Origin of the sequence: Patiriisocius marinistellae (genome assembly GCF_009014635.1) — a bacterium.
Classification (GTDB): Bacteria; Bacteroidota; Bacteroidia; order Flavobacteriales; family Flavobacteriaceae; genus Patiriisocius; species Patiriisocius marinistellae.
Genome location: NZ_BKCF01000001.1, coordinates 1,417,265 through 1,439,463 on the forward strand (window position 1 = coordinate 1,417,265; position 22,199 = coordinate 1,439,463).

At 36.1% G+C, this 22,199-nt stretch carries 7 protein-coding genes; 2 read left to right on the plus strand and 5 right to left on the minus strand.

The genetic code is table 11. The features are described 5' to 3' along the window. Positions 1-65: 65 nt before the first annotated feature. The 4 genes from GB234_RS06375 to GB234_RS06390 all read right to left on the minus strand — a co-directional run bounded on the left by GB234_RS06375 (position 66) and on the right by GB234_RS06390 (position 18,471). A complete protein-coding gene (locus GB234_RS06375) occupies positions 66-8,324 on the minus strand; it encodes an HYR domain-containing protein (RefSeq protein ID WP_151893668.1) in 8,259 nt (2,752 codons plus the stop codon). 219 nt (positions 8,325-8,543) lie between these two features. After that, positions 8,544-13,466 (minus strand): T9SS type A sorting domain-containing protein, encoded by a 4,923-nt coding sequence (locus tag GB234_RS06380; RefSeq protein ID WP_151893669.1) that lies wholly within the window; start codon positions 13,464-13,466, stop codon positions 8,544-8,546. A 218-nt stretch (positions 13,467-13,684) separates the two neighbouring features. Next, positions 13,685-15,574, minus strand: coding sequence for a molecular chaperone HtpG (gene htpG / locus GB234_RS06385; RefSeq protein ID WP_151893670.1), 1,890 nt, complete (start codon positions 15,572-15,574; stop codon positions 13,685-13,687). Positions 15,575-16,017: 443 nt separating this feature from the next. Next, positions 16,018-18,471 (minus strand): prolyl oligopeptidase family serine peptidase, encoded by a 2,454-nt coding sequence (locus GB234_RS06390; RefSeq protein ID WP_151893671.1) that lies wholly within the window; start codon positions 18,469-18,471, stop codon positions 16,018-16,020. 242 nt (positions 18,472-18,713) lie between these two features. Between GB234_RS06390 and GB234_RS06395 the strand changes: the two genes are divergently transcribed. Continuing rightward, positions 18,714-19,721: a 3-oxoacyl-ACP synthase III family protein gene (locus GB234_RS06395; protein ID WP_151893672.1), complete on the plus strand. Its 1,008-nt coding sequence runs from the start codon at positions 18,714-18,716 to the stop codon at positions 19,719-19,721. Between the two features lie 639 nt (positions 19,722-20,360). Then, the gene (locus tag GB234_RS06400) at positions 20,361-20,723 is read left to right on the plus strand and encodes a CoA-binding protein (RefSeq protein WP_151893673.1); all 363 of its coding nucleotides are present in this window, start codon (positions 20,361-20,363) and stop codon (positions 20,721-20,723) included. On the opposite strand, the gene GB234_RS06405 is transcribed toward GB234_RS06400, so the two are convergent. Beyond that, positions 20,694-22,157 carry a sodium:solute symporter gene (locus GB234_RS06405; protein ID WP_151893674.1) on the minus strand — a complete coding sequence of 488 codons (1,464 nt, stop codon included), beginning with the start codon at positions 22,155-22,157 and terminating at the stop codon, positions 20,694-20,696. The genes GB234_RS06400 and GB234_RS06405 overlap by 30 nt on opposite strands. Positions 22,158-22,199: the final 42 nt, after the last annotated feature.

Here is a 22,199-nt window from a genome sequence, read left to right on the forward strand (position 1 = left end):
TGCGTTTGTAGCGTAAAATAAAAAAAACTCCCTAAAATTTAGGGAGTTTTTTATGTTAGTTCAATTTATTCCACAACCAACTGCTTTATTACATCACCAAGCTCAGTGTTAATTATAACAACGTAAGTTGCTCCTTGCAAGGTTGAAATATCTAGCGTAGTTCTCTCTTCATGAACTTCAGTTTGCAATAGCACTAATCTTCCAGTAATATCATAGATTGAAATCTGGTCGATAATAACTAATTGAGGGTTTGAAATCATCACCACATTTGAGGCCGGATTAGGGTACATTACAATAGTAGCTACTGAAAGTTCTGTATTGTTTGTTCCTAATAGGTCATCTACAATTAAAACAAACTCACATTCAACTTCAAAATTGCTATTGTCTTGAGCTGATAATGTAATTATATGTGTGCCTTGTTCTAATGGAGTTCCTGGACTAGGGTCTTGGTCAAATACTGTCACAGGGTCTGTACAGTTATCCATGGCTATTGCTTCGCCAGTTGCAAAATAATCTGGTAGTGCATAAGGACCAGTTGAGGTTACTGTATGATTATCTGGACAAATTATCATAGGCTCTAGAGAATCAACCACATTTACAAAAGCTTGACATGTGGTAATATTTCCATCATTATCTATAGCGGTAAGTATTACAGGAACTGGTGGTCCTATATCATCGCAAGTAAATGTGTCAATGTCAAGACTAAATACATTTTCTGGGCAACTAATATCTAGTGTTCCTCCATAAACGCTTATAGCTGGAATCGTTACAGTTCCATCTTGTCCTAATGGCGCTGTTACATTTTGACATATGGCAACAGCTCCAGTTGTTCCTATAATGGTTACTGTTGCGTCACATGTTGCTTGATTTCCAGATGTATCTGTCACTGTTAATGTAACAATATTTTCTCCTATATTTGAACAGTCAAATATTGTTTGACTTACTTCTATTTCAAAAGACACAATTCCACAGGCATCAGTACTTCCGCCATCAATATCACTTGCCTCTATAACTGCCATCCCATTACCGTCAAGTTCAACTGTTATATTGTTGCATAATGCTTCTGGAGCAGTTTCATCAACGATTGTTACAATTGCAGTACAGGTCGCAATATTTCCGTTGTCATCTTCTACAGTGAGTATTACTTCATTTGTTCCTAAATCTTCACAGTCAAATGTGTCTATATTAATCGTTGTTGTTACGTTTCCGCAGTTATCATTACTACCATTATCAACATCTGCCGCTGAAATTGTTGCTGTTCCTGTAGCATCAAGAATAACCGTTATGTTTTGGCAAATTGCAATAGGTGGAGTCGCCTCTACAACGTTGAGGTCAAATGTGCAGGAATCACTATTTATGCCATCACTTGCTGTCATTGTAATAATTGTAGTTCCAACTAATACGGTTGTCCCCGCAGCAGGAATTTGAGTTACCGTTACCGTTCCACAATTATCTGTGGCACTCACGAGTGGTGTATAATCTGGGATAATAAATTCGCAATTAGCAACGGCGCTTTCGGTTTGATTGCCAGGGCAACTAAGTGTAGGAGCAGTATCATCTGTGACTGTTAAGATAAATTGACAGTTCTCAGTATTTGTCCCGTCAGAAACTACTAATTCAATATTTGTAATTCCTACTGAAACTATAGTACCTGCTACTGGTGTTTGAATTATAGAATTAACTCCACAATTATCTGTAGTGGTTGCAAATCCAGTATAATCTGGCACGACAAATTCACAATTTGTATCTGCACTTTCATTTTGGTCTAATGGACAAATAATTACTGGAGCAATGTCATCAATTACAGTAATGTTGAAGGTGCAATCTGTAGTGTTCGTTCCATCAAATGCTGAAACTGTAACTAGTGTAATCCCAGTGCCTACGATTGTTCCCGGTGCTGGAGATTGCGTTAAAGAAACAGGATTTGCACAGTTATCTGAAGCTGTGACGAGTCCAGAATAATCTGGGACTACAAAAGAACACGTAGCATCTACACTTTCGGTTTGATCTCCAGGACACATTATAGTTGGAGCAATATTATCAATTATATTTAAGTCAAAAACGCAACTACTTATATTTGTTCCATCATCTGCAAATAATGTTATTTGCGTAATACCTATACTCACTGTAGTCCCTGTTGCTGGAGATTGTGTTAAGGTAACAGGGTTTGCACAATTGTCAAATGCTGTAGCTAATCCAGAATAATCTGGGATTATAAAAGAGCAAGTACTATCTGCACTTTCGGTTTGATTGCTGGGACACGTTATAGTTGGAGCTATATCATCAATAATATTTAAGTCAAAATTGCAACTGCTTGTATTTGTTCCGTCATCTGCAAAAATTGTTATTTGGGTAACACCTATGCTTACAATAGTCCCCGGTGCTGGAGTTTGTGTTAGAGCAACAGGGTTTGCACAATTATCTGAAGCCGTTGCAAGCCCAGAATAATCTGGGATAACAAATTCACAGTTTGTGTCTGCACTTTCAGTTTGATTTGCTGGGCAAAGTACTGTAGGAGCAATGTCATCAATAACGTTTACATTAAATGTACAGCTGCTAGAATTTGTTCCATCAAATGCAATAATTGTAATTATTGAAATTCCTGTGTTTACTATTGTACCTGGTGCTGGAGATTGGGTTAAGGAAACTGGATTCGCACAGTTATCTGAAGCCATTACAAGTCCAGAATAATCCGGAATTGTAAAAGAACAACTAGCATCTGTACTTTCGGTTTGGTCTCCAGGGCATGCAACTGTTGGAGCTATATCATCAATAACATTTAAGTTAAATATACAACTACTTATATTTGTCCCATCATCAGCAAATATTGTAACAACAGTAGTTCCTTGAGTTAAAATTGCACCAGGTGCAGGGTCTTGCGAAATACTTAAAGCAGAAAGACAATTGTCTGTAACCGTAGCAAGCATTGTATAATCTGGAACTAAAAATTCGCAATTTCCATCCACACTACCTACTTGGTCAGCAGGGCAATTAATCGAAGGAGCTACTGTATCTTCAACAGTTACAATTGTGCTACAACTACTCATTAAACCGCTAGAATCAATTACAGTTAATGTAACTGTATTATCACCTATATCTGCACATGTAAAGCTTGTAATGTCAATAGAAATACTAGCGATTGAACAGTTGTCAATACTTCCATTATTGATGTCTACTTCGGAAATATTAGCCATCCCAAAATTATCTAATGAAATTGAAAATGGTGCCACACACATTGCCATAGGAGCAGTTGTATCAATTACTGTAACATTAAAAGCACAGTTTGCTGTATTGCTATTTCCGTCATCTGCAGTCAATGTGACTATTGTTACACCCGTGCTTATCATTGTTCCTGCAATGGGCGATTGAGTTACTGTTACTATACCACCGTTGTCTGAAGTTGTAGCAAGTGATGTGTAATCAGGTAAAGTAAACATACAATTGGCATCCACTTCTCCCACTTGATTAGCAGGACATGAAATCATAGGAGGGGTATCATCTGTAATAGTTATATTGAAAGTACAATCTGCTGTATTTGTACCATCACTGACAGTTAATGTAATTATAGAAGTACCAAGTCCAATCACAGTTCCTGGAACAGGCATTTGTGTTACTGAAACTACCATACAATTATCATTTGTGGTTGCGAGTCCTGTGTAATCTAGTAGTGTAAATACTCCTAAACTATCTGCGCTTTCTGCCTGATCTGCAGGACATATAATCGTTGGTGGGATGGCGTCGCTTACCGTAACATTAAAAGCACAATCTGCTGTGCTATTTCCATCATCAGCGGTCAATGTAACTATTGTTAACCCAGTGCTTACCATTGTTCCTGCAATAGGAGACTGAGTAATTGTTACAACACCACTGTTGTCAGTAGCTGTAGCGAGTGATGTATAGTCTGGCAAAGCAAACATACAATTGGTGTCAACATTTCCTACTTGATCTGCAGGGCATGTGATCATAGGAGGCTCGTCATCAGTTACATTTACAGTAAATATACAGTCTGCTGTATTTGTTCCATCACTTACAGTTAGTGTAATTACGGTTGCACCTAGACCAATTACAGAACCGGCTGTAGGCATTTGCATTACCGAAACTACCATACAATTATCATTTGTGATTGCAAGACCTGTGTAATCTGGAAGTGTAAATGTCCCAGTACCATTAGCACTCACTCCTTGATCAGCAGGACATAAGATAGTTGGTGGAATTGTATCACTAACGATTACATCAAAAGTACAATCTGCAGTATTATTTCCATCATCAGCCGTCAATGTAACTATTGTTATTCCAGTGCTTACCATTGTTCCTGGGATAGGTGATTGGCTTACCGTTACAATACCACTATTATCAGTAACTGTAGCGAGTGATGTGTAGTCTGGTAAAGCAAACATACAGTTTATATCTACAGTACCCAGTTGGTCTGCAGGACATGCAATGACTGGTGGTGTATCATCCGTAATAGTTATAATAAAAGTACAGTCAGTAGTATTTGTACCATCACTTGCAGTTAATGTAATTGTAGTAGTGCCAAGACCAATAACAGCTCCTGGAAGCGGCGATTGTGTTACTGAAACTACCATACAATTATCATTTGTGATTGCTAATGATGTGTAATCTGGAAGTGTAAATGTTCCTGAACCATCTGCACTTTCTGCTAAATCTGCAGGACATAAAATAGTTGGTGGAATTGTATCGCTAACAACTACATCAAAAGTACAATCCGCAGTATTACCTCCATCGTCAGCAGTTAAAGTAATTAAGGTTGTTCCTACTCCCACCATTGTTCCAGGGGTAGGTGATTGGCTTACCGTTACAATACCACTATTATCAGTAGCTGTAGCGAGTGATGTGTAGTCTGGTAAAGCAAACATACAGTTCTCATCTACAGTACCCATTTGTTCTGCAGGACACGCAATCATTGGAGGTGTATCGTCTGTAATCATTAAAATAAAAGTACAATCTGCTGTATTTGTACCATCGCTTGCAGTTAAAGTAATTGTAATAGGGCCAAGTCCAATCACAGTTCCTGGAAGTGGCGATTGAGTCACTGATACAACGGTACAATTATCATTTGTAATTGCTAGTCCCGTATAATCTGGTATTGTAAAAGTTCCTGAACCATCTAAACTTTCTGCTTGATTTCCAGGACATACAATGGTTGGGGGCGTAACATCTTCAACAGTCACTGTTGAAGTACAAGTATCTGTATTTCCTCTACTATCAGTTACAGTAAGCGTTACTGTATTTGGCCCAATTTCTGCACAGCTAAACATATCCATATCTATAGATAGGGTAACTGGTCCATCAGGGTCGGATGATCCATTGTCTATTTGTGAAGGAACAATACTTACGTTGCCATTAACGTCTAAAGGGACGGTAATATCTTGGCAAATTGCAGTTGGTAATGAATCTACATAAAGTACTACATCATTTCCATCACCACCTGTATAGCTAATAATTAACTGTTGAGCATTAAAAGTAAATTCGGCAGCCTCAGGAAACCCACTGAATGTGCCTATTACAGGGTCTACACCATCATTGTCTATAATCGTTATAGTCGATGCCTGAGAAATAGGCATAAATATATTATCCACTAGATTTAAAGTAGCATCTGTAATATCTACGGTTCCTGTAATTAATAATTGATCGTAATCTAAACCACCAACCGTTTCACCAGCTACATTAACCGTAAAAATATCTCCAGAAGAAATTGCTACCGCTGCGTTAATTGGAAATTGGGCTAATGATGTAGGGTTCAAACCGGGTCTCATTTCACCGTTAAATGTAAACGAGTTTCCCACAACTAAACTAGAAGGAGGTATGCCGTTAGGTGTGACTAAAGGACCCGTAATTGCTGTCATTATTATATCACCACCAGCATCAATTAATGCATCATCATTTCTTAATGAAATGCCAGGGCCATTAGCATTACCAGCTGTACCAAAAATTGTAATATTTCCAGTACCCAAAGTTGTTATTTCAGAATTAAAATAGCAACCTCCACTAAAACCTCCTGTTGAACTTGTTGCAAGTCCATTCAAAATTATATTACCATTTACAGCACTTACAACAGTACCTAAATTTAAAACCTCTAAACCATAATTAAAATCTATACCGCTTCCTCCTGTTCCATTAATATTTATAGAGCCATTATTAATGGTTGAAATTTGAGCTAAATTTCTGATACTTACACCTATATTAAAATAACCAAATGCAGCAAGGTTACCAGATCCCAAAATATTAATGTCACCGCCATTTGAAATCACATCCACATTTGCTCCTTCAATTTGTATTCCTCTATTAAATTCATCACCGATACCACCTTGTCCATTAATTGATATAGTACCGGTTGAAAGTTCAATTACTTTAGCTGCATTTAATATGGCGACTCCTTGATTTTCATCAATAGTTCCGTTACCTCCTGTACCATTAATATTAGATCCACCACCATTAGTTTGTATTGATGAGTTTTCTATATGTACCCCTGTGTTTTCTTCTATTCCAGTACCACCTTGACCATTAATTAAAATTTCTCCTTCAGAAAGATCTTCCATTTTAGAAAGATTTGATAGATATATACCTTTATTACCACTACCAGTCCCATTTCCAGCAGTAGCATTAACAATTATACCGCCACCATTAGTTTCAACAACCGAATTTCTTACATAAAAACCCTGATTATCTCCATTTCCATTTCCTCCTTGCCCTGTAATTAAAATCTCTCCCAATAAAAGATCTTTCATAACTGATTGATTGTCTAGAAAGACACCTCTGTTTGAACTGCCGCTATTATTTACAGCAGCTCCATTAGCAGTTATACCACCACCGTTAGATTGTATAGATGAACCATTTAAATAAATACCATTATTAGAATTAGTTCCCATACCTCCAGTTCCATTTATACGTGTTTCTGCACTATTAGATTGTATAAAGGAATCATTCATTAGTATTCCGTAGTTGAAATTTGTTCCGGTACTACCTTGACCAGAAATAACAACAGTACCCGATGAAGTGTCTTCAATCATCGACATATTGATTAATGCGACTCCTACACTACCTATGTCTGTTCCATTTCCTCCAATTCCATTCACTGAAACTCCACCGCCATTAGATTTGACCACCGAATTACTTATGTTTACGCCATAATTTGATTCTATTCCGCTTCCACCAGAGCCGTTTAAAGAAATGCTACCACTTCCTATTGTTTCAATCAAGGCATTATTTGTCAAATTAATACCATGGTTATTATTGCTAATACCGTTTCCTGTGGCAACACCAGTCATCATTATTGTACCTGCTGCTGAGTTTACCAAACCACCATCAATAATAATGGCGTTTGTGTCAGGTCCTATAAAAGTTCCAGAGGTATTCGCGTTAAGAGTAATATTTCCATTTGAGGTAGTAATTGAGCTTGTTGAGAATGCTATAATATTTCTAATGGCATTAAAATCTATTTTTCCAGCTCCTGAAGTGATAACAGGTCCATCTACAATTATTATTTGAGCATTTATTAAATAATCACCTGTTCCTATATTTACAGGAGTAAATGATTGAAAAGTTACTTCATCAATTTGACCTCCACCATTTATAGTAAAATTAGCATCAAAAGCGATATCTAAATTACGAACTAATATTTCGTCATTCATATCTCCACCATTAATGGTAAGTGATGTGGTTGGGTTAGGAATAATAGTGTCTTCAAATGTTGCTCCGTTGTCAATAATTTCTATTTCTCCAGGATTGATACTATTTCTAACAGTAGCATTATTGTTTACGCCATTAGGTAGATTGATTATAGTATTTGCAGCATCTCCTGCGCTAATAGGTTCTAGGCCTGTAAAGTTAATTACTACACCATCTAAATCTAAATGACCATTATTTCCATCTAATCCAGGAGGAGTATGTGTAATTATTTGATTTAAGAATGTTCCTCTTATAGCTAAATAATCTCCTTTTGTAGTTGCTTGTCTTTGACCATTAAAAGTAATGGGAAAAGAAAAATTAGTATCTGTAAAATTTATTACAACAGAATCATCACCATTACCTCCATTAATGGTTAAACTTGTCGTATTTTCAATTGATTGCATCAAAACCTCATTACCGTTCATGGTAACTATTAAAGAATTTGCGATTTCAGAAATTATAAAAGCATCATCTCCAGTTGTACCGTTTAAAACTGATTTTGTGAATAAGTCTAAATCAACGTTTTTATTAATTGTATTTTTTAATAATGAACTATTTCTATGATCATCATTAATCTGGCCTAAAACTGTTAGGAAAGGTAGGAGGAGAGTATAGAAAAGTATTGTTTTTTTCATCTAAAACAGCATTATGATTTGGAGGCAATATACTGATTAACAAAATTTTATGATATACGTAGAAGTACGTAATCTTACATAATCGTTCAAGTTAAAAAATTTACGATAAAATGTAGTTTTTAGTGTTTTTGAACTATTTTTTATAAGAATATCTTGATTTTAAATAAAAAAATCGTTCCAAAATTGAAACGATTCATTTTAATATTATGATGGATTTTTTTACTCTTTGATGAGTTGGATTGTAAACTTTCCTATTTCAGTTTGAAGCATTACTAGATAGTTTCCACTTTGTAATGTGGATATGTCAATTGTTTTTTCAAAAGTTCCGTTTTTAATATTTTCAGTAATTATGAGCCTTCCTATAATGTCATAAATAGTGATGAGGTTCACTTGTATTTTTGATGGATTATTTAAGGAAACTAAATTATCTGCTGGATTAGGGTATAAACCTATTGAGCTAATTTCTTTTAATATTTCAGAAGTACCCAAAACATCATCTACAACTAAAATAAATTCGCAATCACCTTCAAAACCATAACTATCTTCAGCCATTAAAGTAATAGTATATGTGCCTTGTTCAAGCAATGTTCCAGGTGAAGGGTCTTGATCAAAAATGGTTATTGGAGTAGTACAATTGTCAACTGCAGTAGCCTCACCAATGGCAAAATAATCTGGTAATTCATAAGGTCCCGTTGATATTACGGTTTGATTCTCCGGACAGGTCACTATTGGGGCAAGTGAATCTACAACATTAACTTGTGCTAGACAGCTTGTTGTATTACCGTTATTATCGGTTGCAGTTAGTGTAATGGTTATTTGTTGTCCTATATCATTACATGTAAAAGTATCTCTATCAAGACTGAAAACTGTTTCTGGACAACTTACATCCAGATTTCCACCATACACATTTATAGGGTTAATGGTCATTGTTCCATCCTGTCCTAATGGAACTGTAATATTTTGACATATTGCCTGCACAGCACTTGTTCCTATAACGGTAACAGTGGACTCACATGAACTTTGATTGCCAGAGTCATCAGTTACTGTTAGTGTAACTATATTTTCTCCCAAATTTGAACAATCAAAAAAGAAAGTATCAATATCAATATTTGTTATACCACACGTATCTGTGCTACCGTTGTCAATATCACTTGCTTCAATTACCGCCATACCATTACCGTCAAGTTCAACAGTAATATTTAGGCATGCGGCCGTAGGTGCAGTTTCATCAACAATGGTTACAATTGCTATACAAGTGTTGACATTTCCATTTATATCTTCTACGATTAAGGTAACTTCATTAGTCCCTAAATTATCACAGGTAAAAGTATCTATATCAATTGTTGTTGTTATATTTCCGCAGTTATCTGTACTACCGCCATCTAATTCAGCAGCCGTTATTGAAGCAACTCCTGTTGCGTCAAGAGCAACTGTTATGTTTTGACAAACTGCAGTGGGAATTTCGGTTTCTTCTACTGTTACCATGGCGTTACAAGTACTTGAGTTTCCATTAACATCTGTTACTGTTAATATTACTGTGTTTTCACCAAGATTACTACAATCAAATGTATCAATGTCTAGTGCATATGTGTCAATAGCACAGTTGTCTGAACTTCCATTGTCAATATCTTGAGGTAGTATCGTTACGCTTCCTGTACTGTCAAGACTAACGGTGATATTTTGGCATAAAGCCGAAGGGATTACCATATCTTCAACCGTAACAATCGATGTGCAAGTAGAGGTATTTCCGCTAGTATCTGTAACCGTTACTGTCACGTTATTTGATCCCACGTTACTGCAGTCAAATGTATCATTATCAAGTAGAATTGTATCAATAGTACAATTGTCAGTGCTTCCTGAAGCAACATCAGCAGCAGTAATGGTTGCATTTCCTGTACTGTCCAATTGAACCGTAAAGTCGTTACAAATCACGGCAGGTGGCGTATTATCAATAACATCAACTATAAATGTACAATCAGCAGTTGAGTTTCCGTCGCTCGCTGTTAAGGTAATCATGTTCACCCCTATGATAACAGCGGTACCTGGAACAGGTGATTGTGTTACTGAAATGAAACTACAATTATCCATAACTGTAGCCATTGAAGTGTAATCTGGAAGAATCAATGTGCAATTACCATCTGCACTCTCTGTTATCGTATTTGGACATGTAATCATTGGCGCAAAATCATCAATTACTGTCACTGTTGATGTACAACTGCTAGTGTTTCCGTTTATGTCACTCACAAAAAGTGTAACTGTATTATCGCCAATGTTTGTACAATCAAACGTAGTGATATCAATGGCATAATTATCTATTTCACAATTATCAGTACTTCCATTATTAATATCTAATGGTGTAATTGTAGCCATTCCAGTTGCATCTAGAAATACGGTGATATTTTGACAAATAGCAGAAGGTCCTATATTGTCTTCGACCGTAACGATTGCATTGCATGTAGAAATATTTCCACTAGTATCTGTAATAGTTATAAGTATATTATTAAGACCAATATTACTACAATTAAATGTATCATTATCAATCGTCACCGAAGCTACCGAACAATTATCACTACTTGCTGAAGAAACATCTGCAGCAGTGATTGTTACACTTCCGGTGTTATCTAACTGAACTGTTATATCATTACAAATTACGGCAGGTGGCGTATCATCTATTACATCCACTATAAACGTACAGTCAGCAGTTGAATTTCCATCGCTCGCGGTCAAAGTAATTGTATTCATTCCAGCCATTATAGTTGTGCCAGGGGGAGGAGATTGTGTTACCATAATGGGACTACAATTATCCATCGCCGTAGCCATTGAGGTGTAATCAGGAAGGATAAAACCACAATTATTATCTGCACTTTCAGTTATATTAAGTGGACAGGTTATGGTTGGCGGAGTTGCATCGTTTACTGTAATTGTTGCTGTACAAGAACTCGTCGAAACCCCATCATCCACAAATAAGGTTACGGTTGTAACACCTAAAGAATAGGGGCCTACGGGTGAAACTGTTATTGTGACAGGTTGTCCCTCTGGATCAAATGAGCCGTTGTCAAAATCTGAAGCTGTTGCATTACCCTGACAATTTGAATCTTCAGAAACTATTACGTCTTGGCAATTAGCTACTGGTGGAAGATTACATGAATTTAGGGGATCTTCAATTGTAACGATAGTAGTACAGATAGAGCTATTTCCATTTGAGTCAGTTACTGTAAGTGTTACTGTATTATCTCCAATATCTGCACATGAAAAGTCTGTTATATCAACTTGTGAAGTAATCCCACAAGCATCTGATGAGCCGTTATCAATATCCGCTACAGTTATGGTTGCCATTCCGCTGGCATCTAGATCGAGGGTAAATGGTGCTATACAATTTGCTATTGGGTTTGTGGTGTCCTCGATAAGTATTTCAAAAACGCATGTAAAACTATTTGAACCATCATCAGCAGTTAATGTAATTGTGGTTATTCCTGTTCCAATTGCTGTGCCTGGTAGCGGGTCTTGTGTTGTAGTTACATTTCTGCAGTTATCTGAAGTTACCCCTAACCCTGTGTAGTCTTGTAATATAAATTCGCAATTTGCATCTGTAGTTCCATTCTGGTTTGCTGGACAGTTTATAGTGGGAGGGATGTTATCTATTACTGTTACTGTTGATTGGCAGGTAGCAGTATTTGATTCATTGTCTGTAACCGTAAGAGTTACAGTATTTGCGCCAAGATTTGCACACGTAAAAGTATTTAAATCTATGGAGAGTGTTACCGGTCCTTCAGCATCTGATGAACCGTTGTCAATATCAGCGGGAACAATAGTTGCCATGCCATTGATATCAAGGAATACTGTAATGTCTTGACATATTGCAACGGGATCTTGAGTTGCTGATGGATCTCTTCTATATGCACGTGTACTTCCTTTAGGTATAGGAAATGTATCTCCATCATTTTGATTGTAATAGTCTCCAACAGCTCCAGTAAGACCATCATTACTTATTGCTGTGGCGTGGCCAAAATATTGCGATTGTGTTTGACCTGTATTTTCGGCAACAATTGTAGCTCCCACTTGAACCCATGTTGTCCCATCATATTCATAAAATTTCACATATCCAGGATCTGAAAATGAACTACCATCACCACCAACTAATAAAGTATTTCCATCGCCATCAAGCGAAACAGAAGTTCCAAAATTGTCTGAAGTATTTACCCCAAATAAACTTTGACCTCTTTGAACCCAATCTGTCCCATTAAACTCGTAAACTTGAGTTAATCCAGAACTTGATCCTCCACCTCCAGCATTACTGCCAGGGTCTCCAATAGCTACTACGTTACCGTTATTGTTAATAGAAACATCTGATCCAAAAGCGTTTGTGTCTGTGCCACCATAAATAGCTGAACCTCTTTGAATCCAAGAAGTACCATCAAAATCATATATCCTTACTGCTCCATCTTGTCCGGGAGAGGAATCATCATTTATAGCTCCAATAGCAACCGTTGAGCCATTGTTGTTAATTGAGACAGATGTTCCGCTACGATAACCAGCGCCTTCTCCATTAATGGGAGTTCCTCTTAGCTGCCAAGTATTTGAAGCGTTTATGTATATATGCACACGACCACTATCACTCCCATTAGTATCATCTCTTGGCTCACCAATGGCAACAATATTACCAGGACCGTTCATTGATATGTCTGCTCCAAAAGAATTTCCGCTATTTTGTGCTACTATCTCATTGTCTATAAGTTGCCATATTAAGCCAGTATAACCATAAACTCTCACGTATCCTGTAACCGCTCCAGTGGCACTAGCTGCATAGCGAGTACCATTAAGATTCATTTCAATGTCACCGCCAAAATTATCATTTGTTACTTCGCCATGAGTTTCATCACCCAATGCTACCCATGCGGTTCCGTTCCATCGATAGCAGCGCACCTGTCCAAAATTTGCACCACTACCACTGGTGGGGCCACCTTCATTATTATATTGTTCGCCAACACACAGTACATCTCCGTTGCTACTTAGAGTGCAGGACCATCCTGAAAAATCACCAAAGGATTCACCATCAATATCGTCACCTAATTGAACATATTGTGATACTGAAATAAAAGGGAATAATATATTTAGTAGAAGAAATAGTGATAAGTGTTTCAAAGTGAGGTTTTTTAGTTTGTAGAACAAATCTAAATGAACTTTAAAAACTTCGGAAATTTGAAGTCTTAAAATTTTGGTTGTTTCAATTTATATATCACACTTTAATACTAATCATAAAAGTGGTTAATATTGATTTTAAAAACCTTTTCTAAATAAAATAAAAAAGGCTTCGGAAATTTAATATTTCCGAAGCCTTTAAAATTAAATAAGCAAACTGCTTACTTTATCATCTCATAACTGCGCTTAATAAACGAAGTCATGTCTGCACCTTTCAATAATCCTTTGCTCAGCTTTGCAAGGTCTAGTGCTTGATTTACTAAACGTTCTTTTTTCTTAGCAGTTTTTGTGTTTAGAATTTCTGAAATCAACTCGTGATTTGTATTCACAATAAGGTTGAACATCTCTGGCATATTGCCCATCCCAAACATTCCACCACCACCATTTTGTTGCATCTCTTTCATTCGACGCATAAATTCAGGTTCAGTAATAATAAATGGATTTGAATTGCTATCCATTGCTTCTAATTGAACCGTAAATTTATCGGCTGGTATTGTTTCCGTTAGGAAAGTTTTCAACGTCTCCTTTTCATCATCATTTAATTTTGAAATTGCTTCCTCATCTTTTTTAATAAGATTGTCAATATGGTCACCGTCAACACGTACAAAAGAGATTTTCTCTTTGCTAGATTCTAGCTTTTGAATCAAGTGCGAAATTATAGGAGAGTCTAATAACAAAACTTCATATCCTTTGTCCTGCGCAGAAGCTATATAACTGTGCTGCTCATCTTTATTACTCGCATATAACAATACAAGTTTATCATCTTTATCAGTCTGTGCTGCAGCAAGTTTTTCTTTTAGCTCTGCAAATGTGAAATATTTACCATCTACAGTTGGATATAACATAAAATCCTGTGCCTTATCGAAGAATTTTTCCTCCGTCAACATACCGTACTCAATCACAATTTTAATATCGTCCCACTTGGCTTCAAAATCCTCACGGTTTTCATTGAATAAGCTCTTTAATTTATCTGCCACTTTACGTGTAATATAACTAGAAATTTTCTTTACAGCACCATCTGCCTGTAAGTAACTACGAGATACGTTTAATGGAATATCTGGTGAGTCAATTACACCTCTTAACATTGTTAAAAATTCTGGCACAATACCTTCTACATTATCTGTAACAAACACTTGGTTTTGAAACAACTGTATTTTATCTTTCTGGATTTGCATGTCCTTGCTCATCTTTGGGAAATATAAAATACCCGTCAAATTAAAAGGATAATCAACATTTAAGTGGATATTGAATAATGGCTCCTCAAATTGCATTGGGTACAACTCACGGTAAAAAGATTTATAATCTTCGTCCTTTAAATCTGTAGGTGGTTTAGTCCATGCTGGAGTAGGGTTGTTGATAATATTATCAACTTCCTGAGTAGGTGCTGGATCTTCTTCTTTCGCATCTTCTGGTTTAGGAAGTGTTTCGGTTTTCATACCAAATTTAATTGGCACCGGCATAAACTTATTATACTTATTAAGTAATCCTTGAATTTTACTATCCTCAAGGAATGATGTTTCATCCTCACTAATATGAAGGATAATCTCAGTACCACGCTCTGTTTTTGATGCTTCTTCTAATGTATAATTAGGAGAACCATCACACGTCCAGTGTGCTGCAGGTTCATCTTTGAAGCTTTTTGTAATGATTTCAACTTTATCTGCAACCATAAAGGCAGAGTAGAAACCAAGACCAAAATGTCCAATAATTCCAGCATCTTCACCTTTTGTGTCTTTATATTTTTCGATGAACTCTTCAGCACCAGAGAATGCAATCTGGTTAATGTATTTTTCAACTTCGTCTTTGGTCATCCCAATTCCTTGGTCGATGATGTGTAATTTTTTTCCTTCCTTATCAATCTTCACCTCGATAATTGGGTTTCCATATTCAACCTTAGCTTCACCTATATTAGTTAGGTGTTTAAGCTTTAAAGTAGCATCTGTGGCATTACTTATTAACTCACGTAAAAAGATTTCGTGGTCGCTGTATAAAAACTTTTTAATCAGTGGAAAAATATTCTCCACCGCTACATTAATAGTCCCTGTACTCATTGTTTTATTTATTTTATTCCGATAATTTTCGGAGTTATTAGTATTCGTTTCTGAAAAAATATTCACTGCGGAAATATGCAAGGCATTAAAATTTTCTGCAATTAATATCCCTATTTCAAACAAAGTACCAAAACCATTTAGATGACAGGATGTCACAGCGAAACTGAAATTGAGGTTTGAAATAAATATGACAATTTAGTGAGCAATAAACTTTAACAAAATTTTGTTTATTGATTTTTACAAATAGTTAAACAAAATTGTATCTTTATATCATAAAATAGTAGAATTTACAATTCTTTGTAAACTATTAATTTATTGGTTAGGTTGTTTAGAAAAGAGAGGCACACGCTTCTCTTTTCGTATTTTAGTGAATTAGAAAAAGCATATAAAAAGCAAATCCCACTCGTAAAGTGGGATTTTTTCTTTAAAAATGAATTTACTAGTTATTTTTTAATTTGCTCTTTTGCTTTTATCACATTGCTATTTCTATTTTTAACATATGTTTCTAGCCACGTATCTTGTTCCCATAGTAAATGAAGAATACTCTCCTTTGCGCGATAACCATGACTTTCTTTAGGTAACATCACTAACCTCGCTGGAGCGCCTAGTCCTTTTAAAGCATTGAAATAACGCTCACTTTGTAGTGGGTATGTTCCACTATTATTATCTGCTTCTCCGTGTACTAAGAGCAAAGGTGTTTTCATTTTGTCTGCGTGCATAAATGGTGACATCGTATTATAGGTTTCTGGAGAATCCCAATAACTACGTTCTTCACTTTGAAAACCAAAAGGAGTCAACGTCCTGTTATAAGCACCACTTCTTGCAATTCCGGCAGCAAATAAATCACTGTGACTTAAAAGATTTGCAACCATAAATGCACCATAACTATGACCGCCAACACCTACACGTGTTCTGTCAATGTACCCTAAATTGTCCACCGCATCAATAGCTGCTTTTGCATTACCTACCAGCTGTTTTCTAAAGGTATCATTAGGTTCCTCATCACCTTCACCCACAATAGGGAAAGCTGCATCATCAAGAACTACATACCCTCGTGTTACCCAATAAACAGGACTCCCATAATAAGGGTATATAAATTCGTTGGGGTTGGTTGTGCTTTGGGATGCACTGTTTTTGTCTTTAAACTCTCTTGGATATGCCCATAGAACCATTGGCATTTTTTCTTTCTTTTCTTTATCGTAACCTACAGGTAAATATAGCGTTCCTTCTAATTCTAGTCCATCATCTCTTTTATAGGTGATAACTTCTTTATGTACATCTTGCAGACTTTTAAAAGGATTGTCAAAAGCGGTAACCGGAGTTAAATCATTCTTCTTTTTAATATTTCTGAAATAATAATTAGGATATTCTTTTTGGGATTCAATACGTACAAGTACTTTCCCCTTTTTAATATCGATCATCTCATAAATATCTTCCTTTTTATCTGTGTAAGCAGACTCATATAATCTATTTGTTTTTTGGGTCTTCATATTCATTTCATCAATGAAAGGGAATTGCCCCTTCTCAGAATACCCATCACCTATTAAATAAGCAGTTGTTCCATCAAGCACTAAGACTGAGCGGTCATATTCATTTCTTTTTGTAACAAAATTTCCAGGGTCACTGTACTGGTCTTGGTAATTACGGTCACCTATAATTTTAGCGTCTTTCCCACCATTTGATGGGTTAAATAAATATGTCTTTGTATTACGAGTATTCCACCAATAATCATAACCTATTGCCGTATTATCATCTCCCCAAGTAATACCAGAAAAACGTTGTTTAGTTTTAAAAATTTCTTTTCCTGTTCCTGTAAATGGAGCGTCTAATTGATAGACAATATCTCTATATTCCACTTCAATCTCTGGATCTCCTTTATCTTGTGCCATTGCGTAAGTAAGTGTAGCAGCTTTATCAGCTCTCCAGCTCATGTTGCGTTTTCCCATTCTGGTTGACATAAAACCTTTAGGGCGCACCTCGTCAAGAGGCACTTCGTTTACCGTTGTTTTTAAATTTCCTTTATTGTCATAAACCATTTCATCATACGGGAATCTTCTATAAGTAACTAAATAAGAAAAAGGCCTTTTAATTTTTGAAACTAATACATAATTCCCATCAGGAGAGAAAGAAATACTACGGTACATTCCGCTAGGCAAAAAGTTTGAAACAGTCCCATTCAAATCCACCTTTTTAATTTCAGAAATTGCTAATTGCTCAAAATTTGCCTCGTCGTTTGGGTTTTTTAATAAATCTTGGTACGTTCTATTTTGAGCTTTCTCACCATTACTAAGCGAAACTGTTGGCCCAGTAGGTACCGCCTCATCCACATTAATAAGTGGGTTTCTAGTTGCTGGTAGCATTTTTACTAATAGCGCGTTATTATCTTTAAACCAATTAAGCGCATCGCCCATATTAGCGTTTACAGTAGCATTTGTAATTTTTTTTACGCTTGCATTTTCAATATCCAATACCCATACTTCAACACCCATGTTTGTAGTATTCAAACACGCAATCATTTTTTGATTGGGTGACCATGTAAAGTTTGAAAGCCTTGGATTTGCGGGCATACCTTTTACTTGCGTATCTGTTGTTGCAGTAGCTTTTTTGACTTTAATATTGTTCCAAAAATTAGTACGACTCCCTATATTTGTCTTAGGGTTGATTCGCAATCCTGCTAAGCGCAACTCGGTTTCAGATAACTCTGCAATACTTTTATACGGGTCACGAAATAGCATTACTACATTTTCACCTTTGTCATCAAGCAAAACCGAAGGCGCAAGTGGCGCATCCACGAGGTCTAAAATTGCTTTATGGGGTTTTTGATATCCATTTGTGTCCTGCGCAACTAATGGCGACAGGCAAATTAAAAAGGCAAATAGTAAGGTTAATTTTTTCATAGTTTTTTTAATTTAATGATACTAATATTCGCTTCGGAAATTTTAAATGCTTGTTACCGTTTTTATCTCATTAATATTTCCGAAGAACGATACAATAGTGCTAATTTTTTTGAGTCAGAAAAGTTACGGAAATTTAATCCAAATAACACAAAATTATTATGCACGCATACTAAAAGATGTTTAAAAAGTAAGACCACAAATTGCTAAATATGTATCTTTCCGCATTAAAACAGAAGCAAATTATGTATTCTTCAAAAATTAGTGGTGTGGGGCACTATGTCCCTGAAAATGTGGTCACCAATGATGACCTTTCAAAAGTAATGGATACCAACGATGCGTGGATTCAAGAACGTACAGGTATCAAAGAACGCCGACATATTAAAAAAGGGGATGGCAATTCGACTTCAATTATGGGAGTGAAGGCTTCAAAAATTGCGCTGGAAAGAGCAGGATTGACTCCAGATGATATTGACATGATTGTATTTGCAACGTTGAGCCCAGATATGTATTTTCCGGGTGGTGGCGTGCAGGTGCAAGAAATGATGGGAATGCGAACGATACCCGCGCTGGATGTAAGAAACCAGTGTAGTGGGTTTGTGTATTCGGTTTCGGTGGCAGATCAATTTATAAAAACCGGAATGTACAAACACGTCCTCGTTATTGGTAGTGAAAACCATAGTGGCGGCCTCGATTTTACAACACGTGGGCGAGGAGTTTCAGTGATTTTTGGTGATGGAGCAGGAGCTGTTGTTGTTTCAAGAAATGAGCGTGAAAAAGGCGGAATTCTTTCCACCCACTTGCACAGTGAAGGAAAACACAAAGACGAATTGGCGTTACAAGGTCCAGCCACACAACATTGGGTGCCAGAAATTATCGCTGCTAACGACCAAGAAAATATACCGTATTACCCGCACATGAACGGGCAGTTTGTTTTTAAACATGCTGTAGTACGTTTTAGCGAAGTCATTAAAGAAGGGCTCGAAGCAAACGGTTTGACCACGGCAGATATTGACCTTTTTATCCCGCATCAAGCCAACTTGCGTATTTCGCAATACATCCAGCATAAAATGAAAGTGGCGGATGAAAAGGTGTTCAATAACATTCAAAAATACGGAAACACAACAGCGGCATCCATCCCCATCGCTTTATCTGAAGCTTGGGAACAAGGAAAAATAAAAGATGGTGATTTGGTGGTACTGGCTGCCTTTGGTAGTGGCTTTACGTGGGGTAGTGTGGTTATTAGGTGGTAGGGTTTTTTGAACTGAAATCGAAATGAATACTATTTTTCGGGATAGTTCTTTTAAAAATTTGATAGAATGCATAATATTAAATTTTTAAAACTTTCTGTCAAATCCATTATTAGGTGGTAGGGTTTTGACTTACGATTTGAAATTTTATTTTCTGTGTCTTCTGTGTTAAAAAGATGGTCCATTAGATAATAAATGTTTTATAATAAAAAAGCCCCCAGACTTCTCTGAGGGCTTACACTTAAAACCTAACGTACTTACTTATATGATTGTGAAGGCTAATTCAAATAATTATATAATTTTTTTCTTAGGCGATGCTCAAAACAAACAATGGCATCTTTTTCTTTATAGACGGTTAGATTATTGTTAGTGTTGCAGTTTTTTTAATTTTTTTTTAATCTTATAATATTTCCGAAGAAAATTATTAAAATAAAACAGCCCCGAAACCTAGAATTTTGGGGCTGTAACTTTATTGCAATTATTAACACTAACCATCAACGTAAAATTCATCGCAATAAAGTGAAAACGTTTCTATGTAATAGACGTATCTTTTTTAAACCTGTTACACTTGATTTCAACTTTAACATTTTCTTCTGAAATTTCATTTATTTGAAAGCTATTTTTATGTTGAATAAACACATTATGAAAAAGAAAACCTTAGTTATTGGCGCGAGTCTTAAAGAAAATAGATATTCAAATATTGCTATCAATAGATTAACAATGTACAAGCATCCCGTAGTTGCAATAGGACTTAGAAAAGGTGAAGTTGCTGGCGTTGAAATTGAAACAGAAAAAGTGCCTTTTAAAGATATTGATACTGTTACATTGTACCTTAACCCACAACGACAAGAGGAATATTACAATTACATTTTATCATTAAAACCAGAACGTGTAATCTTCAACCCTGGAACAGAAAACCCAGCATTCTACTCGTTGCTTTCAGAAAACAATATTGAGAGTGAAGTTGCTTGCACGTTAGTACTTCTCGGTACGAATCAATACTAATCCTAAGTAGGTAAGGAGTCCGTTTAGGATAAGGATAAAGAAACCAAATTCAAATCCAAACCACACTAGACTATAATGACTAATAGCATATCCTAAAAATGGCGATGCTATGGCTATTAATGGAACAAATTTGTCCTTTACATTCCACTTTGAAAAAAGTCCAAAAGCATATAATCCCAACAGAGGTCCATACGTATATCCAGCAAAGGTGAAGAGTTTTGTAATGACAGAGGTATCTCCAATTATGTAGTTAAAGAAAATTATAACCAGAATTAGCACAAATGACATAGCGATATGAACGCGCTTTCTAATTTTTATTTGTTTTTCTTCGGTATGTTTCTTTTCAATATCTAAAATATCAATACTAAAAGAGGTTGTTAGTGATGTTAGCGCACTATCTGCACTAGAGTATGCCGCTGCGATGAGTCCAAGTAAAAAGAACACTGCGAGCCCAATTCCCATACCAGATTCTACAGCTATTGTAGAGAATAATTTATCTTTTGTCGCATCGATTCCGTTTTGTTGCGCGTAAAGAGTTAATAATAACCCAAGGCATAAAAAGACAATATTCACTACCGTCAAAACGAGTGTAAACCAGAATACATTTTTTTGAGCATCTTTTAACGTACGGCAGGTGAGGTTTTTTTGCATCATATCTTGGTCAAGTCCAGTCATAACAATGGCAATAAATGCACCGCTTATAAATTGCTTAAAAAAGTTGTTTCCGCTTTTTATATCATCAAAGAAGAAAATTTGAGACATATCACTTTCGCTAATAGCATTAAAAAGTGATGCACCCGAAAGTCCTAAACCTTCCGAAACATAATAAATTCCTACACCTAATGCGATGAGCATAAATAAGGTTTGCAGCGTGTCTGTCCAAACGATTGTTTTAATTCCGCTTTTAAACGTGTATAGCCATATAAGTAAGATGGTAACTGTAACAGTGATCCAAAATGGGACGCCCTCATTTCCGAAGAAATTCATCTTATCAAAAACTAAATCTTGTAACACAATGGCAACGAGATATAGTCTAAAACTAGCACCAACAATACGCGAGAGTAAAAAGAAAGATGCTCCTGTTTTATAGGAGGCATTCCCAAATCTTCCATCAAGATAGGAATAAATAGAGGTAAGATTTAATTTATAGTAGAGTGGTAAAAGTACCATTCCAATTACTGCGTAGCCAATTGTATAACCCAATACGACTTGAAAATATCCAAAACTAATCCCTTCTACAGCTCCCGGAACAGAAATAAAAGTAACACCACTAAGCGATGCGCCTATCATTCCAAAAGCAACTAAATACCATGGAGATTGTTTTCCTGCTTTAAAGAAATCTGCATTACTACCACCTCTATTTGTTAAATATGAGATTAATAGTAGTAATCCAAAATAACCACCAATAAGACCTAAAATTTGATATGGAGACATAGAAAGGAGATAAATAGGTGTTTTTTATGAGATGTAAATGTA